Origin of the sequence: Streptomyces sp. NPDC001933, assembly GCF_042890955.1 — a bacterium.
GTDB lineage: Bacteria > Actinomycetota > Actinomycetes > Streptomycetales > Streptomycetaceae > Streptomyces.
On record NZ_JBIASS010000001.1, the window covers coordinates 913,827 to 938,085 of the forward strand.

The following is a 24,259-nucleotide window of genomic DNA, read 5'->3' on the forward strand; positions in this document are numbered from 1 at the left end:
GGGTGCCGCCTAAGTGTTCGTGCTCTTGGAACGTCCGAGCGGACTGCCGTGCCCGGATTCCTCCGGGTGCCGCCTACGCGTTCGCGTTCTCGGAACGTTCCGCGCGGATCGTCGTGCCCGGATTCCTCCGGGTGCCGCCTACGCGTCCGCGTTCTCGGAACGTTCCGCGCGTACCACCGCGCCCAGCGCCTCGTGGGCCTCGGCCATCACCCGTTCCACCAGCTCCGCGCAGCTGGGCAGATCCTCGATCAGGCCTGCCACCTGGCCCGAGGCCATCACCCCCAGGTCCGTCCGGCCGTCGACCATGGACGCCTTCAGCAGCATCGGTGTGTTGGCCGCCAGCAGGACCTGGCTCCACGACAGGTCCTTGCCGTGCTTCATCGCGAGACCGTCGCGCACCATCCGGGACCAGCTCAGCCCGGAGATCCGCCGAAAACCCGATGCCCGGCGCACCGCCTGTGCCAGGGCCCGGACCCGGCCCGCGTGCTCCAGCGCCGCGACCATCTCCGTGCGCAGCATCCGGTGCGGGAGCCCGTCCACCGCCCTGGTGACCGTGATGTCCTTGACGCCCGCCGCCAGATAGCGGGCCTTCACCGCGTCCGGCACGGTCGAGTCCGAGGTCAGCAGGAACCGGGTGCCCATCGCGATGCCCGCCGCCCCGTACGCCAGCGCCGCGACCAGGCCCCGGCCGTCATGGAAACCGCCCGCCGCGATCACCGGGATGTCCACCGCGTCGGCCACCTGCGGCAGCAGCACCGTGGTCGCCACCTCACCGGTGTGCCCACCGCCCTCGCCGCCCTGCACGATCACCGCGTCCACGCCCCACGCCGCGACCTTCTCGGCATGGCGCCGGGCGCCGACCGACGGGATCACGACCACCCCCGCGTCCTTCAGTTCGGCGATCAGTTCCTTGAAGGGGGCCAGTGCGAAGGACGCCACCTTCACGCCCTCGTCGATGATGATCCGTACCCGCTCGCGCGCGTCGCCCGCGTCGGCGCGCAGATTGACGCCGAACGGCTCGTCGGTACGGGACTTGACCTCCCGCACCGCCGCCCGCAGCTGCTCGGCGGTCATCGTCGCGGAGGCCAGGATGCCGAGGGCGCCGGCGCGGGCCGTGGCGGAGACCAGGCGGGGGCCCGCGACCCAGCCCATGCCGGTCTGGACGATGGGGTGACGGATGCCGACGAGCTCCGTGAGCGCCGTCCGCATCAGACCCTGACCTCGCGGTTCCTGGTGCCGTGCGGGTCGATGACCTCGCGGATCAAGGACAGCTCCGCGGCGCTCGGCTCCCGGGTGTACGGGACGTCGTCCGCGATCGTGAGCGCGAAACCGGTGGCCTCGCGGACCTGGTCGACGGTGACGCCGGGGTGCAGCGAGGCCAGCCGCATCGAGCGGTCCGGGGTCGCGAAGTCGAAGACGCCGAGATCGCTCACCACGCGCGGGATGCGGTGGTAGCGGCTCGCCGAGGGACCGGCCGCGGCGGCACTGTCGTAGCCGACCCCGCAGATCATGTCGACGCGCTCGACGAAGACCCGGGTGGAGTGCTTGGGAATCCAGTAACTGACCGGGTTGTTCAGGGTGTTGGCCGGGGCGCCGCGCACGCCGAGCAGCTGGCGGGAGGGCTGTTCCCAGTCGCCGATGCAGGAGATGTTCTGGTTGCCGAACCGGTCGATCTGGCTCGCCCCCATCATCACGTGGCGCCTGCCGCCGGTGACCATGGCGAGGTGCTGGCGGTAGGGCAGCCAGCCCTCCGTCGTACCGTCCGGGGCGAGGAGCAGCGCCTCGCCGTCGGTCAGCAGCAGATCGGGCGAGAAGGTGCGCCTGGCGAGCCGGGCTCCGACGGACGGGACGAGGCCCATCGGGCTGGCGAGCACCTCGCCGTTGTCGCGCCAGGCATCGGCACAGGCGATCACGCAGTACTCGGCGCGGGTGGCCGCGGTCGGGTCCGCGATCGCTTTCTCCGTGGTCATTTCTGCTCCTCGTGCCAGGTCCGGACGGCCGACTGGTAGCTCTTCTCGTCGCCCCCGGCGGGCAGGAAGCGCTCGCTGAAGGCCGCCCAGGCGTCGGGGTCGGCGGCGGCGGTCGCGTACGCCTTCTGGAACGCCTCGTCGCGCGGATGGTCGGGCACGCAGGAGGTGAAGTGCGCGCCGTTCGGGGTCTCGACGACGCCGGTGACGGAGTGCCGCTTGACGAGGAGGGTCTGCGGGGCGGCGTTCCCGGTCAGCTCGGCCGTGTCCACGAGGCGTTCGCAGGACATGTACGCGGCGTCCGCGGCCTCGCAGAACAGGTCGTCGAAGTACGGGTCCGGGCCGAGGTACTGGCCGTTGCCGAACCGGTCCGCGCGGTTCAGGTGGACCAGCGCGGCGTCCATCCGCAGCGCGGGCATCGCGACGAACTCCTCACCGTCCTCGTACGGCGAAGTCACCGTGCGCAGGCCCGGGTTGACCCGCATCACGTCGGAGCCGATACCGGCGCGCACGGGGAGGAACGGCAGCCGGTTCGCGGCGGCGTGCAGCCCCCACATGAACATGGCCTCGTCGATCTCCATCAGTTCGAACGCGCCGCGCTGGCGGGCCGCCCTGAAATGGGGTTCGAGCGGGACCGAGTCGAGCGTGACGAAGGCCGCGACCAGTTTCCGGATCCGGCCGGCGGCGGCGAGCAGCCCCACGTCGGGGCCACCGTAAGAGACCACGGTGAGGTCGGTGATCCCGGAGCGGAGCAGCGCCCGTACCAGCGCCATGGGTTTGCGGCGCGATCCCCAGCCGCCGATGCCGATCGTCATCCCGCTGCTGAGCCGGGAGACCACGTCGTCGGCCGTCATGGTCTTGTCGGTCGTGGTCATGCCTCATGCCTCCTTGCCGAACGATTCGCGGACGCGGTCGGCGACCCCGCTGAGATTGGCCTCGAAGGTGAAGCCCTGCTCGAAGCGGTAGCTGCGGCGTACGTCCACCGGGTCGATGCCGTTGATGGCGGCCTTGGCCAGCCGGATCAGATACCCGTCCTTGGCGGCTATCTCGCCCGCCAGCTCCAGTGCCGCACCGAGGAGTTCCTCGCGCGGCACGACCTTCCAGACCGAGCCGTGGGCGTGCAGTTCGGCGGCGGTCGCGGTGCGCGAGGTGTAGTAGAGCGCGCGCATCAGGTGCTGGGGCACCAGCCGGGCCAGATGGGTCGCCGCGCCGAGCGCGCCCCGGTCCAGCTCGGGCAGGCCGAACGTGGCGTCGTCGCTCGCCACGATCGCGTCCGCGTTGCCGACGAGGCCGATGCCGCCGCCGAGGCAGAAGCCGTTCACCGCGGCGACGACCGGGACCTCGCACTCGTAGACGGCGGCGAACGCCTCGTAGCAGCCCCGGTTGGCGCCGATCAGGGCCTCGTGCCCGGTGTCGCGCTGCATCTCCTTGATGTCGACGCCCGCGTTGAATCCCCGCCCGGCGGCGGCCAGCACGACGCAGCGGACCTCGGGGTCGCGGCCCGCCGCGCGCAGTGCGTCGGCGAGGTCGTACCAGCCCTGCACGGGCAGTGCGTTGACGGGCGGATGGTCGACGGTGACGAGCCGGATGCCCTTGCCGGGACTTGCGGTGGAGACACCCATGAGCGAATCAGCTACCTTTCCACCAAACATTTGTTAGGTGTGGAAGGTAGCAGCCTGCCCCCGCATCGCCAACAAGGAGGCGAGTGATGACTGGTCTGTGCGACGGCCGCGTAGTGATCGTGACGGGTGCGGGGCGCGGGCTCGGCCGGGCCCATGCGCTCGCCTTCGCCGCCGAGGGCGCGAAGGTGGTCGTCAACGATCTGGGCGTCGGCCCCGGCGGCGACGGCGGCTCCCCGGGCCCGGCACAGCAGGTGGTCGACGAGATCGTCGCGGCGGGCGGCGAGGCGGTCGCCCACGGGGGCGACATCGCCACGACCGACGGGGCCGCCTCGCTGGTCGCGGCCGCGCTGGAGGGCTTCGGACGGCTGGACACCCTGGTCAACAACGCGGGGTTCCTGCGCGACCGGATGCTGGTGAATCTGGACGAGGACGACTGGGACGCCGTGATGCGGGTCCATCTCAAGGGCCACTTCCTGCCGTTGAAGCATGCCTGCGCACACTGGCGGGCCGAGGCGAAGGCGGGCCGCGCACCGGTCGCCCGGGTGATCAACACCAGTTCCGGCGCGGGACTGCTCGGCAGCGTCGGCCAGGGCAACTACTCCGCCGCGAAGGCCGGGATCGTCGGCCTGACCCTGGTCGCCGCGGAGGAGACGGCCCGGTACGGGGTCCAGGTCAACGCGATCGCCCCGGCGGCCCGGACCCGGATGACCGAGCAGACCTTCGCGCAGGCGATGGCGGCGCCCAAGGAGGGCGGGTTCGACGCGATGGCCCCGGAGAACGTGTCCCCGCTGGTGGTGTGGCTCGGCTCGGCCGCGAGCTACGGGGTGAGCGGGCGGGTCTTCGAGGTGGAGGCCGGCCGGATCACGGTCATGGAGGGCTGGCGGCCCGGCCCCACCGCGGACCGGGGCGCGCGGTGGGAGCCGGCGGAGGCGGGGGAGACGGTACGGAAGCTGCTCGCCCGGGCGGAGCCGGCGCAGCCGGTGTACGGGGCGAAGTAGGGCCGCTCCGGCCGCTCCGGCCGCTCCGGCCCCGGCGGCACGTTGAGCGGGGCCGCCGGACGGGCCGTGCGGGGGAGAGGCGGGGCCACGGGGCCGTCGCCGCTCCGCGGTTCAGGTGCTGCAGTCCAGGACGGTCCGGCAGAGCCCGCACCGGGCCCGCACCCGGCCCCGCACCGGAACGCGGATGCGCTGGCGGCAGGCCGGGCAGGGGAAGGAGACCCGCAGCCCGTCCGGGCCGCCCTCGAAGGTGTACGGAACGCCGGGGGCGGCGGGGGCGCCCGGATGGTCCTGCGCGTGCCGCCGGTCCTTCGCGTAGCGGCGGCGGCCCGCCCAGCCCGCCGCCGTGAGCGGTGGCTGCCGGATGTCCTGGAGGGCCTGTGCGCGCCCCCTGGTGTACGCCTCGTAGGCCTGCGGGCTGGTGAACCACGGTGACGGGTCCTCGTCGAAGGCCAGCGCCCGCTTGGCGAGGACGTACCCGAACTCCTCCGGGGTGAGATAGCCGAGCTTCTGGCTGGAGACCCCGTCCTCGCGGAAGGCGTCGAGCAGCAGCCACCCCGCGCCCAGGTACGTGGTCACGGTGTCGGTGAGGATCTCGTTGTCGCGCGTACCGGGGAACTCCAGGCCCAGGCGGTGCAGCAGCACATGGGTGACCTCGTGCGAGAGCGCGGCGCCGATGTCCCTGCGGTGGGTGCGGAAGCGGTCGTTGAGTTCGACGAAGTACTCGGGCCCGGCGGTCAGTTCGACCCCGGCGGCGTGCTCCATCGCGCGGAAGCCGACGATCATGCGGGCGTCCGGCAGGTGCAGGTGCTGGACCACCGCACGCGCCACCCGCTGGGTGCCGAGGTACAGGTCGTCCTGGTCGTCGAAGGCGGCGTCGGCAGGGGCGAGGCTCGTGGCGTAGCCGCGGACACCGTCGTACGACAGCCGCCGGTACAGCGCCGTGATCGCGGACCGGACCGTTTCGAGATGCGGGAAACCGTGGACCACCGGACTTCCGGTGCTCCGGCCGTCGTCCGCCACGTCCCACCCCCTCTCAACGAGGCCGGATTTCACTGTAGCCGGAACGCGGTAGGCGATCTTGGCCGGAAAGTGATCCTTGTGGGCGCCGTGATCATTTCCCGATAATCCGAACCGTGTCTTTGTCGGGGTCATGACCATCGACGCGGTGCGGTGCTGTGCCGCCCGCGTGGTCACCACCCGGCGCGGGCGCAGGCACTCCCCACAAGTACCCCCCACAAGCACCCCCCACGAAAGAAGGCAGTCTCTTGAAGCAGCTTCTGCGTGCCGTGAAGAGATGTTCCGTCATAGCCGCCGTCGTCCTCGCGGCCGTCAGCCTCCAGCCCGCCGGGGCCTCCGCGGCCCCCCAGCCGGTCGTCGGCGGAACCCGCGCCGCCCAGGGCGAATTCCCGTTCATGGTCCGGCTGTCGATGGGCTGCGGCGGTGCCCTCTACGCCAAGGACATCGTCCTCACCGCCGCGCACTGCGTGAACGGCACGGGCAACAACACCTCCATCACCGCCACCGCAGGCGTCGTCGACCTCCAGTCCTCCAGCGCGATCAAGGTCAAGTCCACCAAGGTCCTCCAGGCCCCCGGCTACAACGGCTCGGGCAAGGACTGGGCGCTCATCAAGCTCGCCAAGCCCATCGACCTGCCGACCCTGAAGATCGCCACCACCACCGCGTACAACAACGGCACCTTCGACATCGCCGGCTGGGGCGCGGCCACCGAGGGCGGCGCCCAGCAGCGCTACCTGCTCAAGGCCACCGTGCCGTTCGTCTCCGACGCCGACTGCCAGGACGCCTACGGCAGCGACCTCGTCCCCGGCGACGAGATCTGCGCCGGACTGATCGACACCGGCGGCGTCGACACCTGCCAGGGCGACTCCGGCGGCCCCATGTTCCGCAAGGACAACGCCGGAGCCTGGATCCAGGTCGGCATCGTCAGCTGGGGCCAGGGCTGCGCCGAACCCGGCTACCCCGGCGTGTACAGCGAGGTCTCGACCTTCGCCGCCAACATCGCGTCCGCGGCAGCCACGCTCTGACCCCGGCCCCGGCCGGTACCCGAATCACAGCACCCACGCTCCGACCCGGCCCCGGCCGGTACCCGAATCACACCTGAACATCCCCGGGGGTGCCCGTCCGGACGGGCACCCCCGGACCCAGCTCCGCGTACGGCGCGCCCGCACCCTCCAGCTCCAGCACCCATACCTCGTTGACACCCTCACGCAGCACCGGCCCCGGCACGTACAGCGTCCGCTGCGCGCCGAGCGACCAGTAACGCCCCAGGCAGAAGCCGTTCACCCAGACGAACCCACGTGTCCAGTCCGGCAGTTCGAGCCCCGCATGCCCGGTACCGGCCACCCCGGAGACCTCGAAGGTCCCCCGGAACAGCCCGGTCGACCCGGCCTCCTCCGTACCGCCGAACACCACCCCGGCCAACGCGTCCGGCTCCTCGAACGCCTCCAGCCGCAGCGCCCGCGCCCGCACCCCGTGCAGATACTGCCGCTCGTGCCGCACCCCGCCCGTGATCCCCTTGGACTCACCGAGCCGCGGCCCGTAATTGACCCGGCCCAGCGACTCCACCCACAGCTCGACCTCCGCCGGCCCGGCCACCGGCTCGTCCAGCGTGCAGTTCTCCTCGGTCAGCACACCCGCCCGGACCCCGTCCACAAACACCACGGCCCGGTCCCGGAGCCCCGCCGCACTCAGCTCATAGGGCCGGCGCGGACCCGGCACACCCACCTGGTAGCGCACCAGACCCCGGTCGACCCCCAGCTCCTCGAAGGTCGGCGGAACACCGGACGGCGCCGCCTCCTCGTCACCCAGCGCATCCAGCACCGCATCCAGCGGCGCCCACTCCGTCAGCCCGGCCCGCACCGGAGCCGCAAGCCCGGCCGGCTCGGGCGGAAGCTCCGGAAGCGGCCCCTCCGCGTACTCGGCGAGCACCTCACGGAACAGCCAGAACTTCTCCGTGGGACGGCCGTACTCGTCGATCGGCGCGTCGTAGTCGTACGACGTCACCGTCGGCAGGAAGTCCTGGTCCTGGATCGGACCGGACCGGTTCGCCCCCGCCCACCCGGCGAAATTCGTCCCCCCGTGCGCCATGTAGATGTTCACCGACGCCCCGCACTCCAGGATCTCCCGCAGCGCCTCGGCCGCCTGCGCCGGCTTCCGCACGATCGGCTCCGCACCCCAGTGCTCGAACCACCCGCACCAGAACTCCATGCACATCAGCGGCCCCTTCGGCTGATGGCGGCGCAGCACCTCGAACGCCTTGCGCGCACCCGAGCCGAAGTTCGCCGTGGCCAGCAGCCCCGGCACCGAGCCACCCGTCAGCATGTGGTCCTCCGGCCCGTCGGACGTGAACAGCGGCACGGTCACCCCGCGCTCACGCAACATCCCGGCCACCCGCTGGAGGTAGACCTGATCGGAGCCGAAACTCCCGTACTCGTTCTCCGCCTGGACCATGATCACCGGACCGCCGCGCCCGATCTGCCGCTGCACCACCTGCGGCAGCAGTGCCGTGAACCACCGCTCCACGGCACCCAGATACTCCTCGTCGCGCGACCGCACCCGCCGGCCGAACCGCCCCGTCACCCAGACCGGCAGACCACCGTTCTCCCACTCGGCACAGATGTACGGCCCCGGCCGGACGATCGCCCACAGCCCGGCCCGCTGCGCCGCGTCCAGGAACCGGCCGAGCGCCGCCACGTCCCGGAACCGGCCGGGCTGCGGCTCGTGCAGATTCCACGGCACGTAAGTCTCGACACAGTTGAGCCCCATGGCACGCAGCATCGACAGCCGGTGATCCCACTGCGCCTCGTGCACCCGGAAGTAGTGCAAGGCCCCTGACAGCAGCCGTACGGGCTTCCCGTCGAGCCGGAAGTGGTCGTCCCCCACGGTGAAGTCAGCCATCGTGCTCGTACTCTCTGTGCGTGCGGCCCCCGGAACCGCACGGTCCGGGCCCGTACGACAGCACGCACCACGGAGCGGGCGAACCCGGGAGGAATGTTGCCACCACCTTCACCCCCTGGCGTCCGGCCCGTCCATGGACAAAGATCACTGCTGTTTGGACACAATTGTTCGGACCAGTGAACGTTTGGACCAGCGAAAGAAATCGGACCAGCGCAATGAACAGGGCCGGCGCAATGAAAGGGGAGGAAGGGAAGCTGATGTACCACACCTGGATGCGTTTCTTCACCCCCAGCCCGCTCCACCACCGGCTGGGCCTGGTCTGCCTGGGCGTGGGACTCCAGCACGGCGCACTGCCGACCGTCGGCCCACGCACCCTCGACCACCACGTGGCCGTCGTCATCAACTCCGGCAGCGGCTGGTTCACCGGACCCGACGGCCGCCGGGTCCCCGTCACCGCCCCCTGCCTGATCTGGCTGACCCCCGGCACCCCGCACCACTACGGCGCCGACCCGGGCACCGGCTGGGACGAGAGCTTCGTCGACTTCACCGGCCCCGCCACCACCACCTACACCGAACTCGGCTACATCGAGCCCGACCGCCCGCTCGTCCCGCTCGCCGACACGGCGGGCCCCCGCGCCGCGATCGGACGGATCGTACGCGCGGCCCGGCGCGGCAACCCGCTCCTGGAGGTCGAGACCGGCGCCGCCGTCCACGAACTCCTCGTCGCCCTGCGCCGGGCCCGCGCCGACGTCAGCCCCGACGGCGACCCCGTGCTCCAGGCCCTCGCCCGCGACGCCTTCCAGCCACTGTCCGTCGCCGAGCACGCGGCCCGGCACGGCATGACCCCGGCCGAACTGCGCACGGCGGTACGCCGGGGCGCCGGGTGCAGCCCCAAGGACTACCTCCTCGGCATCCGGCTCGGCCGCGCCAAGGAGCTCCTCGCCGCCACTGACCTGCCGGTCGCCGCCGTCGCCCGACGCGTCGGCTACGACGACCCGGCGTACTTCTCCCGCCTCTTCGCCCGCCGGGTCGGCGCCGCCCCGGTCCGCTTCCGCGAGCAGCAGGGACTCAACGTGCCCGGCGGCTGGAGCGACCAGGTTCCGGACCCGGAGCACCCGCCGACGATCACCCCGCTGGGCCCGGCCGTCTAGGGCCTGCCCGGCGGATCAGGGGCGGGCAGGCCCTAAGCTCACTGACCATGACCACCAGGGACATCGACGAGTCCGTGAGCGCGGAACTGAACCGGCTGCGCGAGAGCATCGACAACATTGACGCCGCAGTTGTCCACATGCTTGCCGAGCGCTTCAAGTGCACCCAGCAGGTCGGCCACCTCAAGGCCGCCCATCAGCTCCCCCCGGCCGACCCGGCCAGAGAGAGCAGGCAGATCGAACGGCTGAGGCAGCTCGCCGAGAGCGCACACCTGGATCCGGCCTTCGCCGAGAAGCTGCTGAACTTCATCGTGGCGGAGGTCATCCGCCATCACGAGCGGATCGCGGAGGAATCGGCGACGAACGCGGAGGGATCTGCGACGAACGCGGAGGCGTGAGCGCCGGGGACGAAGGACCCACCGGCCGACGCGACCTGCGCCACGACCGCACCCCCCAGGCACTCACCAGCAGCCCGAGCCCCGTGGCCAGCACGACGAGCCCGGCCCCCGCCGACTCGTTGACATGATCACCGTTGCCCACGGGTTCGGGCGCCCCGGAAGCCGCCCAGTCGGGCAGGAACAGCAGACCCACCCCCACCAGGGCCGGAACCGCCCAGCCGAACCGCTCACGGTACGAGCACCGGGCCGACACCAGAGCACCCACGACCAGCAGCACCGCACAACCGAGCGCCGGAAGCACCGTGTACGTCAGCCACTCGGACAGCAACGGCCGCCAGTACCACTCCGATTCCGGCCTCGGCCCGTCGAAGTAGTACATGGTCCGCGGCTGCGGCTCACCCAGGAAATCCCGGACGGTCCCGGGCACCAGACCGCCAAACAGCCCTCCGGCGAAGACCAGCCCCGCGTACCGCCCCATCGCCCCGCTGCCGCCCGCCCGCCACCGGTCCACCGGGACGACCCGGAGCACCACCACGGCGCACCAACCGGCCAGCAGCCCCAGGAACACCCCCTTGACCGCCCCGTAGCCCACCGGGATCCACACGTTCCAGGGATAGTTCTGCGTGTGCGCGGCCCGCCAGCTCCCCGCGACACACCAGGCGACCGCACCCGCGGCCACCCCCCACGGCGCCACCCCCACAACCCACCGCCGCCCACCGCCGGAACCCCCGGCACCCTGCCCGTCCGCCCCCTGCACCGCTTCGGACACTGCCCGCCCCATCCGCCACCGCCACCGCTCCGACGCTCCCGCCCGGCACCGGGCTCGACCGCCCGTCCCAACGCGGGACGCGACAGCCGCCCGTACGGTTGCACGGCCCCGCTACGGACCCTCCACAGCCCCGGCCACCGGCACACCCGGCCGGCCGGGCTCGACGGGAACGAGCACCACCGTCACGTTGTCGTGCCCGCCCGCCTCCAGCGCGTACCCCACCAACGACCGCGCCTCCTCCCGAACGCCACCACCGGCCGGACAGCGGTCGAGGGCACCCCGCAACGCGGCGGCACCGGGCAGATGACGCCACAGCCCATCGGTGCACAGCAGCAGCCGGCCGGGCACCGAGGGCCGGTAACTCCGCACACGCGGAGCCGGATCACCCGCATCGGCCCCCAGCCACGCGGAGAGTGCCTCGTACTCACCCGTGTCGTCCTCGGTCAGCGCCATCCCCGGCCCCTCGTCGGGCAGCCAATAGGCACGGCTGTCACCGATCCAGACACTCCAGACACCCTCCGGACCCGCGATGCCGGCGACGAACGTACAGGCCGGCGCGGCATCCACCGACGCCGCCAGCCCGACAACGGCGCGCCCCGCACGCACAGCCGCATCGCCCAGCGCACTCTCCGGCAGCACACCCTCCCGCAACCGCGCCACCAGCACGTTCAGCCCTACCTCGGCCGCGACCCGGGCCGCCCGCTCCGACCGCGGCGACATCGACACCCCGTCGCACACGACAGCGGCCGTCCAACCGCCGACCGTGGCCAGCGCCATCGCGTCCGCGTTGACACCCCGGTGCCTGCCCCGGTCACTGACCCCCGCCGCACCACTGCCCGTACTGATCTCCACCCGCGAACGGAACGACGGCTGGGCGGCACCGCAGTCCCAGCAGTAACCATCGGGAGCGACCGTTCCGCCGCACAGGACACAGTCCGTGATCTCGCTCATCAGCCGCGCATTCTGCCAGAACCGCTGTCGGTGGCCCCGCGTACCGTTCAGCCATGCCGGACAGACAAAGCGACGCCCCCGTACCCGAGTCCCGTACCGCCACTCACCCCTGGCGCGATCTGCTCCGGCGCTGGAGCGAGGAATGGCTCGACCCCGTCCTGCACGAGCAGGAGAGACACCAACCCTTTCCGGACGAGGTACGCGCCGCCCGCCGGCTCGGATCGGCGGGCGCGACACCGGAGGAACTGGCAGCGCTCGAAGCGCGCCTGGGCGCCGTACTCCCGCCGAGCTACCGGGAGTTCCTGCAGACCAGCGACGGATGGCTCGACACGACGACCTCCATCCGACGACTCCTGCCCGTCCGGGAGACCGGCTGGCTCAAGGACCTCGACCCGGAGCTGATCGACCTCCCGTCCGGCGACCAGGAGCCGGTCGGCATTCCCGACTAGGACTACTTCGTCTACGGAGACGACCAGGACCCCTGCGCCATCCGGACCGAGTACCTGACCGACATGCTCAAGATCAGCCACACCCCCGAGGCACTGGACGTCTACCTGCTCAACCCGCGCATCGTCACCCCCGACGGCGAATGGGAAGCCTGGCACCTCGCCCACTGGCTGCCCGGAGCCGTCCGCTACCGGTCCTTCTGGGACCTCATGAACGACGAGTACCGGAACTTCCGCGGCGACCACGGCTGACCACCACCCCCGGAGCAGCGCCGCTCAGCCGTGGGAGAACCCGCCTGCGGTCCGCCCACCACGTACGGCAGCATGGACACATGTCCGTACTGACGCGCGACGAAGCGCAGACCCGAGCCCAGTTCCTCGACGTACACCGGTACAAGATCGACCTCGATCTGACCACGGGGGAGGAGACCTTCGACTCCCGCACCGTCATCCAGTTCACCGCAACCGCGGCCGGAGACACCTTCGTCGAAGTCAAGCCGGCCACCCTGCGCTCCATCAGCCTCGACGGACAGCCCCTCGACCCCGCCGACCTCGTCGAGAACCGCTTCCCCCTCACCGCCCTCACCCCCGGCACCCACGAACTGCACATCGACGCCGCCATGCGCTACTCCCGCACCGGCGAAGGCATGCACCGCTTCACCGACCCCACCGACGGCGAGACCTACGTCTACACCCAGCTCTTCATGGAAGACGTCCAGCGCGTCTTCGCCGCATTCGACCAGCCCGACCTCAAGTCCGTCTTCGAACTCACCGTCACCGCCCCCGAAGGCTGGACCGTCCTCGGCAACGCCGTCGCCGAACACCGCGGAGACGGCCACTGGGCCCTGGCCGCCACCCCACTGATCTCCACCTACCTCGTCGCCGTCGCCGCCGGACCCTGGCACTCCGTGACCACCGAACACGCCGGACTGCCCTTCGGCATCCACTGCCGCCGCTCCCTGGCCCCGTACCTCGACACGGACGCCGACGAGATCCTCGACATCACCCGGGCCTGCTTCGACCGCTTCCACGAGAAGTTCGACGAGCCCTACCCCTTCGACTCCTACGACCAGGCATTCGTCCCCGAATTCAACGCCGGCGCCATGGAGAACCCCGGACTCGTCACCTTCCGCGACGAATTCATCTACCGCTCCGCCGTCACCGACACCGAACGCCAGACCCGCGGCATGGTCATCGCCCACGAAATGGCCCACATGTGGTTCGGCGACCTCGTCACCCTCGCCTGGTGGGACGACATCTGGCTCAACGAGTCCTTCGCCGAGTACATGGGCTACCAGACCCTCGCCGAAGCCACCCGCTTCACCGACACCTGGGTCGACTTCGGCGTCGCCCGCAAGGGCTGGGGCTACGACGCAGACCAACGCCCCTCCACCCACCCCGTCGCCCCCGACCCGGCCGCCGTCCCCGACACCGCGTCCGCCATGCTCAACTTCGACGGCATCTCCTACGCCAAGGGCGCATCCGCCCTGCGCCAACTCGTCGCCTGGCTCGGCGAGAAGGACTTCCTGGCCGGCATCAACGCCCACTTCGCCCGCCACAAGTTCGCCAACGCCACCCTCGCCGACTTCATCGACAACCTCGCATCGGCCACCGACCGCGACGTCCACGCCTGGGCCGACACCTGGCTGCGCACCACCGGAGTCGACACCCTCACCCCCCGCGTCGCCGAGTCCGACGGCAACTGGACCCTCGGCATCGACCACAACGGCAGCCGCCCCCACCGCATCGCCGTCGGCGCCTACGACCACGCCCCGGACACCCACACCGGCACCGAAAGCCTCGTCCTGCGCGACCGGTTCGAGATCGACGTCCCCCTCGACGGCACACCCCACACCCGCCCCGGCAACCGCCCCGCACTCCTCGTCCTCAACGACGGCGACCTCAGCTACGCCAAGGTCCGCCTCGACGACCGATCCTGGGAAACCGTCCTCAACGGCCTCTCCGGCGTCCCCGACGCACTGACCCGCGCCGTCATCTGGAACACCGCCCGCGACATGGTCCGCGACGGCGAACTCGCCCCCACCACCTACCTCGAAGCGGCCCGCACCCACCTCCCCCACGAGACCGACCTGGCCCTCGCCCAAGGAGTACTCGCCTTCGCCGCCACCCACGTCGCCGGCCGCTACATCGCCCCCGAGAAGCGCCCCGCCGCCCTCGCCATCCTCACCTCCCTGTGCCGCGACCTCATCCGCCGCACCGAGGACGGCCACAACCCCGGCCTCCGCCTCATCGCCGTACGCCACCTCATCGACGCCGCCACCCAGCCCGACACCATCCACGACTGGCTCACCAACGGCACCGTCCCCGGCGGACCCGAACTCGACCCCGAACTGCGCTGGCGCATCCTCACCCGCCTCGCCGTCCTCGGCGCCATCGACGAAGCCACCATCGCCGCCGAACTCGAACAGGACCCCAGCGCCACCGGACAGGAAGGCGCCGCCCGCTGCCGCGCCGCCCTCCCCACCCCCGAAGCCAAGGCCACCGCCTGGCACGCCCTGTTCAACGACGACAGCCTCTCCAACTACCTCTTCACCGCCGTCGCCCAGGGCTTCTGGCAGCCCGAACAGGCCGACCTCGTACGCGAATACGTGCCCCGCTACTACCCCGAGGCAACCGCCCTCGCCGCCCGCCGGGGCCCCGCCATCGCGGAAGCCGCAGGACGCTACGCCTTCCCCGCGTACGCCGTCGACGCCGAGAACCTCAACCTCGGCGAAGAGGCCCTCGCCGACCAGGCCCTCATCCCCGCCCTGAACCGCAAGCTCACCGACCAGATCGACGACCTGCGCCGCGCCATCAACGTACGCAACGCCCACTGATCCACTGATCCACTGAGCCAATGGCCTACGGGCCTGCGGGGCTGCGGGGCTGCTGAACCAGAGGCCCGCAGGCCCACGCACGCACCGCCCGCACCACCCGTGCCCGGCGTCCCCACCCCAGGGGGACGCCGGGCACACCCGTATCCAGGGCCACACCCATACCACCGGAACACCCCGCAACACCCCTCACCCCGCCACCCATACCCCTTTCGAGTTCACATCCCCCCGCTCCACGGCCGCGCCACCGGAAACCCGGACAAGCTGGCATGTCCACCCATGCCTGCTCACACGCGTCCGAAGGGCCCCCACCACCATGCCCACCCCACCCCCACCCCTCGCCGGAACCACCACCGGCCCCGCCGCCCTGCGCCCCCTCATCGAAATCGTCCTCACCGCACTCCACGACGGAGCCCACCGACGCGACGGCCCCCTCCCAGCAGGCGGCCCCGACGCCGTCACCCCACGGATGCGCACCGCCACCCACCCCCTCATCCCCGACCACGGCACCGGCCCCCACCACGCCCTGCGCACCCTCGTCACCGCCCTCACCGAAGGCGCCGCAGACCCCGCAGACCCCCTCTGCACCGCCCACCTCCACACCCCACCCCTCGCCCTCGCCGCCGCGGCCGACCTCGCCGCCTCCGCCCTCAACCCCTCCATGGATTCCTGGGACCAGGCCCCCGCCGCCTCCGCCCTCGAAGCCGACACCACCGCCGCCCTCGCCGCCGAGATCTACCCACACCAACCCACCCCCGACGCCCTCATCACCACCGGCGGCACCGAATCCAACCAGCTCGCACTCCTCCTCGCCCGCGAACGCAACGGCTCCGTACAGACCATCTGCGGAGCCAACGCCCACCACAGCATCACCCGCGCCGCCTGGCTCCTCGGACTCCCCGAACCCATCGTCATCCCCGCCCCCACCGGCACCATGGACCTCGCCGCACTGCAAGAAGCCCTCACCACGAACCAGCAGCCCCTCCTCGTCACCGCCACCGCCGGCACCACCGACACCGGCCGCATCGACCCACTCACCGCCATCGCAGACCTCTGCACCACCCACGGCGCCGAACTCCACATCGACGCCGCCTACGGCGGCCCCCTCCTCTTCAGCCCCACCCACCGCAACAAGATCCACGGCCTCGACCGCGCCCACAGCGTCACCCTCGACCTGCACAAACTCGGCTGGCAACCCGCACCCGCAGGCATCCTCGCCGTCCCCCACCGACACCACCTCGACCCCCTCCACCACCAAGCCCCCTACCTCAACGCCGACGACGACACCGAAGCCGGCCTCCCCGACCTCCTCGGCCGCTCCCTGCGCACCACCCGACGCCCCGACGCCCTCAAGATCGCCGTCACCCTCCAAGCCCTCGGCCGCACCGGACTCGCCGACCTCGTCGACCGCACCCTCACCACCGCCCACCACCTCGCCGACCTCATCACCGAAAACCCCACCCTCGACCTCTACGACCGCCCCACCATCAGCACCGTCCTCTTCCGCCCCACCGACACCGACGACAACACCGTCGCCACCATCCGCCGCACCCTCCTCACCCGCGGCCAAGCCGTACTCGGCCGCGCCCACACCGACAACCGCCTCTGGCTCAAAGCCACCCTCCTCAACCCCCACACCACCCCCCAACACCTGCGCACACTCCTCGACCTCGTCACCCGACTCACCCACGACCTCGCGGAAGGCAACACCCCCCGATGACCGACCACCCCACCCCCGACACCGACCAGCCACACGACCTCATCGGCATCGGCATCGGCCCCTTCAACCTCTCCCTCGCCGCCCTCGCCCACGGCGTACCCGCCAACCCCCAACCCCTCGACGCCGCCTTCTACGAACAACGCCCCGCCTTCCACTGGCACCCCGGCCTCCTCATCGACGGAGCCAGCCTCCAAGTCCCCTTCCTCGCCGACCTCGTCACCCTCGCCGACCCCGCAAGCCCCTGGACCTTCCTCAACTACCTACGCAGCCGCGGCCGCCTCTTCCCCTTCTACTTCGCCGAGCGCTTCCACATCCAACGCGCCGAATACGACGCCTACTGCCGCTGGGTCACCGACCAACTCCCCGGCCTCCACTTCAGCCACCAGGTCGACGCCGTCCGCTGGAACAACCAACGCGAACTCTTCGAAATCGACTTCACCCAACTCGACAGCGACGGCGAAGCCGAAGCACTCGGCCGCGCCCACACCCGCAACATCGCCCTCGGCATCGGCACCGAGCCCCACATCCCCGAGTTCTTCAAACCCCTCACCGAAGCCGAGAACGCCCCCGTCATCCACTCCGCCGACTACCTCCACCACCGACAAGAACTCCTCAAAGCCCCCCACATCACCGTCATCGGCTCCGGACAGTCCGGCGCCGAAATCTTCCTCGACCTCCTCCGAGCCCGCCCCCAAGGCCACGAAAACCTCCACTGGCTCGCCCGAACCCAGGCATTCGCACCCATGGAGTACTCAAAACTCGGCCTCGAACACTTCACCCCCGACTACAGCCGCTACTTCCACGCCCTCCCCGAAGCCGTACGCGACGAACTCGTCCCCCACCAATGGCAACTCCACAAAGGCATCGACGCCGACACCATCGCCGCCATCCACGACGAGCTCTACCGCCGCACCCTCCACGGCGGCTGGCCCGACACCACCCTCACGCCCGGCGTCTCCGTACGCACCGCAGGACGCGTCGCCAACACCCGCATCGAACTCCACCTCGAACACACCCAGCAGAACACCCGCTCCCGCCTCACCACCGACGCCGTCGTCCTCGCCACCGGCTACCGCGAACGCTCCCTCGACCGCATCCTCACCGGCCTCGACCCCTACATGCGCCGCGACGCCTCCGAACGCCCCCGCATCGACGACCGGTTCCGCCTCGTCCTCGACCCCGCCGTCACCGGAAACGTCTACGTACAGAACGCCGAACGACACACCCACGGCGTCGGCGCCCCCGACCTCGGACTCGCCGCCTGGCGCAGCGCCACCATCCTCAACGACCTCACCGGCACCAACCCCTACCCCCTCCCCGAACGCACCGCCTTCACCACCTTCGGTCTCACCCCCCAGGGCCCACACCTCCCCACCCGGACCCCCGACCTCATCCCCCTCGCCCGGAACACCTGACACACCCACACACAGAAGGCGGCCGCCCCCTCCCGAAGGAGAAGACGGCCGCCCACCGCAACCAACCGGCTAGAACACCGGCGTACCCTCACGCGTCAGCCGCCAGTCCACCGAAGCGAACTGCGCACCATCCACAGAACCCTTCGCCTGGACCCAGGAAATGATCGTGTTACGGATCTCCTCCGAATTCGCCCACAGCTGCTTGGCACCCGCAACATGCGGGAAGTTACCACCACCACTGGCCCGATAATTGTTCACCGCCAGCACGAACTCGGCCGCCGGATCGATCGGCTTCCCCTCGAACGAAAGATTCACGATCCGCGAACCATTCGGCTTCGCGATATCGATCTCGTACGTCAGACCCGACACCGCGTCATAGTTGTAATCCGGAGTGTTGTCCGCATTCGTCAACTTCGCCGTGTCCACCGGCGCACCCACCGCAGTCTGCACGTAATACCGCGCCGAGAACTCCAGATAATCCTTCAGCTGAGCACCGGTCAGCAACCGTGCCTCAAGCGTGTTCTCGAACGGATACAGACCCGCCGCATCCTTGATCGTCACATTCCCGGCCGGAATCTGCGCCGTACGCGAGAAACACGACGCCTGCGACAGCACCGGAAGCGCCGCATACGCACCACCCGCCAACGCCGCCTTCACCGTCTCCGCCTGAACCACATTGATCAGATCAATGATCGGCTCGTCCTTCCAGGCCGCCTCCGCCGTCGTCATCGCCGCCGTCGACGTACCGATCACCTGATTGACGTATGCCACAACCTTCTTGTGCTCATCCGCCAGCAGTCGCGTGATCTTCGGATCCTCCGCCACGGTGTTGGAGTTCAGCACCTGCGAACCCGCCTTCTCCACCACCCAACGACCCTTCTCCCACACCAGATCGAAGTCGAACAGCGTCAACCGCTGCCCCCACTTCAACGGCTCCGAGAGCACCACCTTCTTGCCGGTCTGCTTGTTCTCCACGAAATACTCGGGAATCTCCAGATGTGCATGCCCGACGAGAATCGCATCGATCCCCGGAACCTGCTCGGCAACCAGACCGGCGGCGTTCTCGACATACGGGATCTGATCACCGTACGACGACGTCCCACTGCTACCCGAGTGCGCCGAAACGATCACCACATCCGCACCCATCGAACGAAGCCGCGGCACAAACTTCGCCGCCTGCTCCTCCAGCCCCGGGAACACCATCTTCCCGCTCACATTCGCCTTGTCCCAGATGGCGATCCCCGGATTCGTCAGACCCAGGATCGCAACCTTCACATCCGGACCGTGCGGAGTACGCATCCGCTTGATGACATACGGGGCGAACGCCGGCCGCAACGTCTTCGCATCCAACGCGTTCGCACCCAGCAGCGGGAAATCACACTGCTCCTCGAACTTCCGCAGCACCGGAATGCCGTAGTTGAACTCGTGGTTGCCGAGCGCCGCGGCGTCATACCCGATCGCGTTCATCGCCTGAGCCATCGGATGCACCGGACCGCGCTTCGCCGTGATCGGATCGATCTTCGCGTAGTAGTACGACAATTGGGTGCCCTGGATCGTGTCACCCGCATCGATCATCAACGTATTGCGACGGCCCTTCTCCCGGCGCACCTGGTCCACCAGCGTCGAGATCTTCGCCAGACCCACATCGTTGTGCGCCTTGTCGTCGAACTCCTTGTCCGTGAAGTAGTCCCAGTTGAAGACGTTCCCGTGCAGATCGGTGGTGCCCATCACCGTGAACGAGTACCGCTTCGGCGGACGCCCGTGCCCGCCCCCATGGCCCTGACCGTGCGCCGAAGCAGGCACCGCAGAGGCCCCCGCGATCGCCGCACCCGCACCGGCAGCCGCCGATGTGCCCAGGAACGTCCTACGGTTCAGCGGCATTTCGTCTCCCACATCTCAGTTCTCACACAGCTCGGTTCACGCACGACACGGCTCCCCGACAACAAGGACCACCGCGCACAACGCGCGTAGATTCTGACCCAGGAGCCACACCACGCAACACCCCTCGCGGGTTTCGATCTGATGACCGCCCGTCGTCGGACCGTTGTCCGACCCGGATGCGACAGTGGACCCATGACCGACACCCCACCGTCCTACGGCACCCCCGAACACCCCCGCGTCGCCGTCCGAGGCGAAGCCCGCCTCCAGGTCGACCCCGAAACCGCCCGCCTCACCATCACCGTCACCGCCCGCGGCAAGGACCGCCGCAACGCCCTCGAAGACCTCACCCGCCGAAACAACCAGGTACTCGAACTCGCACGCTCCTACGGACAAGCCATGGAGAAACTCGAAACCGGCGCATTCTCCATCACGCCCGAACTCACCCAGAAGGGCCGCAACGAACAAATCCACGCCTACCACGGCCGCGTCCACATCACCGCAGTCCTCAACGACTTCACCGCACTGGGCGAATTCACCACCAGAATCGCCGACCTCGACATGACCCGCGTCAACGGCCCCTGGTGGGGACTGCGCCTCGACTCACCCGCCCACGCGACCGCCCGCCGCCAAGCCGTCCACGAAGCCGTCCAACGAGCCCGCGAATACGCCGACGCCCTCGGCGCCCACCTCACCGCACTCGTCGAACTCGCCGACCTCGGCGCGGAGAACACCGCCCAGGCCGCCCTGCCCTCACCCGCCGCCCCGCGCGGCAGAGCCGGCTACGGCGGAGCAGCACCCGAAGCAGCCCCCGCCCTCGACCTCGAACCACAACGCCAGACGGTCTACGCCCAGGTCAACGCCCGCTTCATCATGTCACCGCCGAAACTGTGAAAAGAAATGCTCATCCGAGCACCCCGCCGCACAATTCAACACTTGTCAATAACCCTTCATCCAAAGGTCGTTGAGCAGTCACGACACCCTGAATAATTACCCGTAGGTAAGGTCTAGGGTCGAACCATGCGCCGAGCAAAAATCGTCTGTACCCTGGGCCCCGCCGTCGACACATACGACCAGATCAAGGCATTGGTCGAAGCGGGAATGGACATCGCCCGCCTCAACCTCAGCCACGGCACCTACGCCGAACACGAAGAGCGCTACCAACACGTACGCAAGGCCTCCGACGAGACCGGACGCAGCGTCGGTATCCTCGCCGACCTTCAAGGCCCGAAGATCCGCCTGGGACGCTTCCTCGAAGGCCCCGTACTCCTTGAACGCGGCGACAGCTTCACCATCACCGTCGAACCCGTCGAAGGCGACCGCCACACCTGCGGCACCACCTACGACGGCCTCGCCGCCGACGTCACCCCCGGCGAACGCATCCTCGTCGACGACGGCCGTGTCACCCTCGAAGTCACCGAAGTCGACGGCCCCCGCGTCCACACCACCGTCATCGAAGGCGGCATGGTCTCCGACCACAAGGGCCTCAACCTCCCCGGCGTCGCCGTCTCCGTCCCCGCACTCTCCGAGAAGGACATCGAAGACCTCCGCTGGGCACTTCGCACCGGCGCCGACATCATCGCCCTCTCCTTCGTACGCAGCGGACGCGACATCGAGGACGTCCACCGCATCATGGACGAGGAGGGCCGCCGCCTCCCCGTCATCGCCAAGGTGGAGAAGCCCCAGGCCGTCGACAACATCGACGGCATCGTCGCCGCCTTCGACGGCATCATGGTCGCCCGCGGCGACCTCGGCGTCGAAATGCCGCTGGAACAGGTGCCGATCGTCCAGAAGCGCGCGATCAAGCTCGCCAAGCGCAACGCCAAGCCGGTCATCGTCGCGACCCAGATGCTCGACTCGATGATCGACAACTCCCGCCCCACCCGCGCCGAGGCCTCCGACGTGGCCAACGCCGTCATCGACGGCACGGACGCGGTGATGCTCTCCGGAGAGACCAGCGTGGGCAAGTACCCCGTCGAGACGGTCCGCACGATGTCGCGCATCGTCGAGGCCGCCGAGGAGGACATCCTCACCAAGGGCCTCCCGCCCCTGACCGACCGCAACAAGCCCCGCACCCAGGGCGGCGCGGTGGCCCGCGCGGCGGCCGAGATGGGCGACTTCCTGGGCGCGAAGTTCCTGGTCGCCTTCACCCAGAGCGGCGACACGGTCCGGCGCCTCTCCCGCTACCGCTCACCCATCCCGCTCCTGGCCTTCACCCCGGACCCGGCCACCCGCTCCCAGCTGAACCTGACCTGGGGCGTCGAGACCTTCCTCGGCCCGCACGTGGACTCGACGGACGCGATGGTCGCCCAGGTCGACGAGGAGCTGCTGAAGATCGGCCGCTGCGAGAAGGGCGACGTCGTGGTCATCACGGCCGGCTCCCCGCCGGGCGTCCCCGGCTCGACGAACCTGGTGCGGGTGCACCACATCGGCGAGGACGACAGCCCGAAGTAGGCCGGTCGTCAGTACTTCGGCCCGACGTGGGCGTCCATCAGCGCGACGGACGCCCGTCGGGCGACGGAGATGTTGTATTTCCTGCCCGCGCGCGTGCAGTGCTTCCACTCGATGCCGAGCTTGTCGAGGGTGTCGGTGTAGAGCTGCCGGATGTCGTCCGAGACGTTGGTGAACCAGTACCGCGGATACTCGTACCGCTTGCGCACGCCGCCGACCATCCGGGTTGTCCAGTTCGTGTTGCGGCAGCCGTCGGAGTGGATGAGGCCGCGGACGAAGTCCCACGGATGGGCATCGACGATCTCCTGCTGCCAGGAGGCGAGGACGATGGGGCGCTCGTGCTTCTTGCCCGGTCCGTGCTGGGGGAAGAGGCACCAAAGGTGTCTCGAGGACATCTTTACCTCGTGGCATCCCTTTCTGGGGACCCTGCACACAGAGTTCTCGGGAAATACTGCACGCATGGCGTTCTCGCACATGCTCATGAGGCCGGGCCACGAATCTGCGCAAGTGACAGACAGGCTGGGCGTGCGCATGGACTTGTTCTGGACTATGTGCCCGTCGCCGAGGTAGAGGCCCAGGAGGTAGGCGTACGCCGACCGGTCCAGCTCCCCTTCGCATCGGGGGCAGAGCGGGCGATGGGCTCCCGGGCACTCGCCGCGTTTGGCGCGGTCCATGTGTTTCCAGTAGCTGATCGTGCCTGCGGGGACGTTCAGCCTCCGTGCCACGTCCGCGTTCTTCGCTCCGCCGCGAAGGAGGGTCAGTGCTTTCTGCCGTAACTCGGGGCCGTGAAAGTTCATGCGAACACCATGTGTGACTGCGCGCTACTGCGTGCAGCAAAAAGCGGATGTTCACGAGAACGTGGACATCCGCTTTGTCTTGCATGTGCCGAGTGCGGGATTCGAACCCGCAAGCCCTTTCGGGCAGATGTGTTTGAGACATCCGTGTATGCCATTCCACCAACCCGGCAAGGTTGCTGCCGGAAAGTGTACCGGGTGACATGTCCGCTCCGCTGCTAGGTAGGCTCATGGAAGCTGTACCTGCCCTTGGAACGAGGAGTCCCCGTGACCGCCCCCGAGTCGCCCCAGCCCGCCGACGACGACAAGTCGCACGTTCCGCCGCTGACGACCCGCGTCGTCATCGCCGAGGACGAGGCGCTCATCCGTCTCGACCTCAAAGAGATGCTGGAGGAAGAGGGCTACGCGGTCGTCGGCGAGGCCGGGGACGGGCAGCGGGCCGTCGAGCTGGCTCGGGAGCACCGGCCGGATCTGGTGATCCTCGATGTGAAGATGCCGGTTCTCGACGGGATCTCCGCCGCGGAGAAGATCGCCGAGGAGTCCATCGCGCCGGTCCTGATGCTCACCGCGTTCTCGCAGCGCGACCTCGTCGAGCGGGCCCGGGACGCCGGGGCGATGGCGTATCTGGTGAAGCCGTTCAGCAAGAGCGACGTGGTGCCGGCCATCGAGATGGCGGTGTCGCGGTTCGCGGAGCTGAAGGCGCTGGAGAGCGAGGTAGCGGACCTCGCGCAGCGGCTGGAGACGCGGAAGCTGGTGGACCGGGCGAAGAGCATTCTGCAGACGGATTACGGGCTCTCCGAGCCGGCCGCGTTCCGGTGGATCCAGAAGACGTCGATGGACCGGCGGCTGTCGATGCAGCAGTTGGCCGAGGCATTGATCGAGGATGCCGAGGAGAAGAAGAAGGCGGCCGAGTAGGCCGTACGCGAGCGAGTACGAAGAAGGCCCGCGTCCCG

22 protein-coding genes and 1 tRNA gene are annotated in these 24,259 nt (G+C 69.7%); 12 read left to right on the top strand and 11 right to left on the bottom strand.

Going from position 1 to position 24,259, the window contains the following annotated elements; translation table 11 throughout:
- Positions 1 to 138 precede the first annotated feature (138 nt).
- The 4 genes from ACFYY7_RS04065 to ACFYY7_RS04080 are packed head-to-tail and all read right to left on the bottom strand — an operon-like array spanning position 139 to position 3,589.
- Complete coding sequence (locus ACFYY7_RS04065; RefSeq protein ID WP_388656678.1) at positions 139 to 1,209, bottom strand: NAD(P)H-dependent flavin oxidoreductase; 1,071 nt, start codon at positions 1,207 to 1,209, stop codon at positions 139 to 141.
- Positions 1,209 to 1,970: a CoA-transferase subunit beta gene (locus ACFYY7_RS04070; RefSeq protein WP_388656681.1), complete on the bottom strand. Its 762-nt coding sequence runs from the start codon at positions 1,968 to 1,970 to the stop codon at positions 1,209 to 1,211. The genes ACFYY7_RS04065 and ACFYY7_RS04070 overlap by 1 nt, the downstream gene beginning before the upstream one ends.
- A complete protein-coding gene (locus tag ACFYY7_RS04075; protein ID WP_266736619.1) occupies positions 1,967 to 2,842 on the bottom strand; it encodes a CoA transferase subunit A in 876 nt (291 codons plus the stop codon). The genes ACFYY7_RS04070 and ACFYY7_RS04075 overlap by 4 nt, the downstream gene beginning before the upstream one ends.
- 3 nt (positions 2,843 to 2,845) lie before the next feature.
- Positions 2,846 to 3,589: an enoyl-CoA hydratase family protein gene (locus ACFYY7_RS04080; protein WP_266736617.1), complete on the bottom strand. Its 744-nt coding sequence runs from the start codon at positions 3,587 to 3,589 to the stop codon at positions 2,846 to 2,848.
- 86 nt (positions 3,590 to 3,675) lie between these two features.
- Between ACFYY7_RS04080 and ACFYY7_RS04085 the strand changes: the two genes are divergently transcribed.
- Positions 3,676 to 4,587: an SDR family oxidoreductase gene (locus ACFYY7_RS04085; protein WP_388656685.1), complete on the top strand. Its 912-nt coding sequence runs from the start codon at positions 3,676 to 3,678 to the stop codon at positions 4,585 to 4,587.
- Positions 4,588 to 4,698: 111 nt separating this feature from the next.
- Here the strand turns inward: ACFYY7_RS04085 and ACFYY7_RS04090 are convergent, their stop codons facing one another.
- A complete protein-coding gene (locus ACFYY7_RS04090; RefSeq protein WP_388656688.1) occupies positions 4,699 to 5,607 on the bottom strand; it encodes a hypothetical protein in 909 nt (302 codons plus the stop codon).
- A gap of 245 nt (positions 5,608 to 5,852) precedes the next feature.
- Between ACFYY7_RS04090 and ACFYY7_RS04095 the strand changes: the two genes are divergently transcribed.
- Positions 5,853 to 6,629 carry a S1 family peptidase gene (locus ACFYY7_RS04095; protein ID WP_388656691.1) on the top strand — a complete coding sequence of 259 codons (777 nt, stop codon included), beginning with the start codon at positions 5,853 to 5,855 and terminating at the stop codon, positions 6,627 to 6,629.
- Between the two features lie 67 nt (positions 6,630 to 6,696).
- Here the strand turns inward: ACFYY7_RS04095 and ACFYY7_RS04100 are convergent, their stop codons facing one another.
- Positions 6,697 to 8,502: a beta-galactosidase family protein gene (locus ACFYY7_RS04100; RefSeq protein WP_388656693.1), complete on the bottom strand. Its 1,806-nt coding sequence runs from the start codon at positions 8,500 to 8,502 to the stop codon at positions 6,697 to 6,699.
- A gap of 257 nt (positions 8,503 to 8,759) precedes the next feature.
- Here ACFYY7_RS04100 and ACFYY7_RS04105 point away from each other — a divergent pair, with 257 nt between their 5' ends.
- The gene (locus ACFYY7_RS04105) at positions 8,760 to 9,653 is read left to right on the top strand and encodes an AraC family transcriptional regulator (protein ID WP_266736612.1); all 894 of its coding nucleotides are present in this window, start codon (positions 8,760 to 8,762) and stop codon (positions 9,651 to 9,653) included.
- A 47-nt stretch (positions 9,654 to 9,700) separates the two neighbouring features.
- Positions 9,701 to 10,048 carry a chorismate mutase gene (locus tag ACFYY7_RS04110; protein ID WP_356080275.1) on the top strand — a complete coding sequence of 116 codons (348 nt, stop codon included), beginning with the start codon at positions 9,701 to 9,703 and terminating at the stop codon, positions 10,046 to 10,048.
- Here ACFYY7_RS04110 and ACFYY7_RS04115 read toward each other — a convergent pair.
- Positions 9,972 to 10,817 (bottom strand): hypothetical protein, encoded by an 846-nt coding sequence (locus ACFYY7_RS04115; protein ID WP_388656696.1) that lies wholly within the window; start codon positions 10,815 to 10,817, stop codon positions 9,972 to 9,974. The genes ACFYY7_RS04110 and ACFYY7_RS04115 overlap by 77 nt on opposite strands.
- Before the next feature lie 111 nt (positions 10,818 to 10,928).
- Complete coding sequence (locus tag ACFYY7_RS04120; RefSeq protein WP_388656699.1) at positions 10,929 to 11,768, bottom strand: PP2C family protein-serine/threonine phosphatase; 840 nt, start codon at positions 11,766 to 11,768, stop codon at positions 10,929 to 10,931.
- 53 nt (positions 11,769 to 11,821) lie between these two features.
- Between ACFYY7_RS04120 and ACFYY7_RS04125 the strand changes: the two genes are divergently transcribed.
- From ACFYY7_RS04125 to ACFYY7_RS04145, 5 genes are all read left to right on the top strand, one after another.
- Positions 11,822 to 12,217, top strand: coding sequence for an SMI1/KNR4 family protein (locus ACFYY7_RS04125; RefSeq protein ID WP_388656702.1), 396 nt, complete (start codon positions 11,822 to 11,824; stop codon positions 12,215 to 12,217).
- Positions 12,218 to 12,280: 63 nt separating this feature from the next.
- On the top strand, positions 12,281 to 12,466 hold the full coding sequence (locus ACFYY7_RS04130) for a hypothetical protein (protein WP_388656704.1): 186 nt from the start codon (positions 12,281 to 12,283) through the stop codon (positions 12,464 to 12,466).
- 80 nt (positions 12,467 to 12,546) lie between these two features.
- A complete protein-coding gene (pepN, locus tag ACFYY7_RS04135) occupies positions 12,547 to 15,051 on the top strand; it encodes an aminopeptidase N (RefSeq protein ID WP_388656707.1) in 2,505 nt (834 codons plus the stop codon).
- 313 nt (positions 15,052 to 15,364) lie between these two features.
- On the top strand, positions 15,365 to 16,768 hold the full coding sequence (locus ACFYY7_RS04140) for a pyridoxal phosphate-dependent decarboxylase family protein (protein WP_388656715.1): 1,404 nt from the start codon (positions 15,365 to 15,367) through the stop codon (positions 16,766 to 16,768).
- A complete protein-coding gene (locus tag ACFYY7_RS04145; RefSeq protein WP_388656717.1) occupies positions 16,765 to 18,183 on the top strand; it encodes a lysine N(6)-hydroxylase/L-ornithine N(5)-oxygenase family protein in 1,419 nt (472 codons plus the stop codon). The genes ACFYY7_RS04140 and ACFYY7_RS04145 overlap by 4 nt, the downstream gene beginning before the upstream one ends.
- Positions 18,184 to 18,252: 69 nt before the next feature.
- Here ACFYY7_RS04145 and ACFYY7_RS04150 read toward each other — a convergent pair whose 3' ends face one another.
- On the bottom strand, positions 18,253 to 20,064 hold the full coding sequence (locus tag ACFYY7_RS04150) for a bifunctional metallophosphatase/5'-nucleotidase (RefSeq protein WP_388656719.1): 1,812 nt from the start codon (positions 20,062 to 20,064) through the stop codon (positions 18,253 to 18,255).
- 192 nt (positions 20,065 to 20,256) lie between these two features.
- Between ACFYY7_RS04150 and ACFYY7_RS04155 the strand changes: the two genes are divergently transcribed.
- On the top strand, positions 20,257 to 20,955 hold the full coding sequence (locus ACFYY7_RS04155) for an SIMPL domain-containing protein (RefSeq protein WP_388656721.1): 699 nt from the start codon (positions 20,257 to 20,259) through the stop codon (positions 20,953 to 20,955).
- A 126-nt stretch (positions 20,956 to 21,081) separates the two neighbouring features.
- A complete protein-coding gene (gene pyk, locus ACFYY7_RS04160) occupies positions 21,082 to 22,515 on the top strand; it encodes a pyruvate kinase (RefSeq protein ID WP_388656723.1) in 1,434 nt (477 codons plus the stop codon).
- Between the two features lie 8 nt (positions 22,516 to 22,523).
- Here the strand turns inward: pyk and ACFYY7_RS04165 are convergent, their stop codons facing one another.
- The gene (locus tag ACFYY7_RS04165) at positions 22,524 to 23,309 is read right to left on the bottom strand and encodes a helix-turn-helix domain-containing protein (protein WP_388656726.1); all 786 of its coding nucleotides are present in this window, start codon (positions 23,307 to 23,309) and stop codon (positions 22,524 to 22,526) included.
- A gap of 86 nt (positions 23,310 to 23,395) precedes the next feature.
- Positions 23,396 to 23,478, bottom strand: a tRNA-Leu gene (locus ACFYY7_RS04170).
- A gap of 95 nt (positions 23,479 to 23,573) precedes the next feature.
- Between ACFYY7_RS04170 and ACFYY7_RS04175 the strand changes: the two genes are divergently transcribed.
- Positions 23,574 to 24,221, top strand: a complete 648-nt coding sequence (locus ACFYY7_RS04175; protein ID WP_266736593.1) for an ANTAR domain-containing response regulator — start codon at positions 23,574 to 23,576, stop codon at positions 24,219 to 24,221.
- The last annotated feature ends 38 nt before the right edge of the window (positions 24,222 to 24,259 follow it).

Excerpts from the sequence above, each read along its gene's own strand:
- ACFYY7_RS04130 (WP_388656704.1), top strand. The coding sequence starts at position 12,281 with ATGCTCAAGATCAGCCACACCCCCGAGGCACTGGACGTCTACCTGCTC.
- ACFYY7_RS04080 (WP_266736617.1), bottom strand. The coding sequence starts at position 3,589 with ATGGGTGTCTCCACCGCAAGTCCCGGCAAGGGCATCCGGCTCGTCACC.
- ACFYY7_RS04125 (WP_388656702.1), top strand. The coding sequence starts at position 11,822 with ATGCCGGACAGACAAAGCGACGCCCCCGTACCCGAGTCCCGTACCGCC.
- ACFYY7_RS04075 (WP_266736619.1), bottom strand. The coding sequence starts at position 2,842 with ATGACCACGACCGACAAGACCATGACGGCCGACGACGTGGTCTCCCGG.
- ACFYY7_RS04150 (WP_388656719.1), bottom strand. The coding sequence starts at position 20,064 with ATGCCGCTGAACCGTAGGACGTTCCTGGGCACATCGGCGGCTGCCGGT.
- ACFYY7_RS04120 (WP_388656699.1), bottom strand. The coding sequence starts at position 11,768 with ATGAGCGAGATCACGGACTGTGTCCTGTGCGGCGGAACGGTCGCTCCC.
- ACFYY7_RS04065 (WP_388656678.1), bottom strand. The coding sequence starts at position 1,209 with ATGCGGACGGCGCTCACGGAGCTCGTCGGCATCCGTCACCCCATCGTC.
- ACFYY7_RS04085 (WP_388656685.1), top strand. The coding sequence starts at position 3,676 with ATGACTGGTCTGTGCGACGGCCGCGTAGTGATCGTGACGGGTGCGGGG.
- ACFYY7_RS04110 (WP_356080275.1), top strand. The coding sequence starts at position 9,701 with ATGACCACCAGGGACATCGACGAGTCCGTGAGCGCGGAACTGAACCGG.
- ACFYY7_RS04100 (WP_388656693.1), bottom strand. The coding sequence starts at position 8,502 with ATGGCTGACTTCACCGTGGGGGACGACCACTTCCGGCTCGACGGGAAG.
- pepN (WP_388656707.1), top strand. The coding sequence starts at position 12,547 with ATGTCCGTACTGACGCGCGACGAAGCGCAGACCCGAGCCCAGTTCCTC.
- ACFYY7_RS04105 (WP_266736612.1), top strand. The coding sequence starts at position 8,760 with ATGTACCACACCTGGATGCGTTTCTTCACCCCCAGCCCGCTCCACCAC.
- pyk (WP_388656723.1), top strand. The coding sequence starts at position 21,082 with ATGCGCCGAGCAAAAATCGTCTGTACCCTGGGCCCCGCCGTCGACACA.
- ACFYY7_RS04070 (WP_388656681.1), bottom strand. The coding sequence starts at position 1,970 with ATGACCACGGAGAAAGCGATCGCGGACCCGACCGCGGCCACCCGCGCC.
- ACFYY7_RS04165 (WP_388656726.1), bottom strand. The coding sequence starts at position 23,309 with ATGAACTTTCACGGCCCCGAGTTACGGCAGAAAGCACTGACCCTCCTT.
- ACFYY7_RS04145 (WP_388656717.1), top strand. The coding sequence starts at position 16,765 with ATGACCGACCACCCCACCCCCGACACCGACCAGCCACACGACCTCATC.
- ACFYY7_RS04155 (WP_388656721.1), top strand. The coding sequence starts at position 20,257 with ATGACCGACACCCCACCGTCCTACGGCACCCCCGAACACCCCCGCGTC.
- ACFYY7_RS04140 (WP_388656715.1), top strand. The coding sequence starts at position 15,365 with ATGCCCACCCCACCCCCACCCCTCGCCGGAACCACCACCGGCCCCGCC.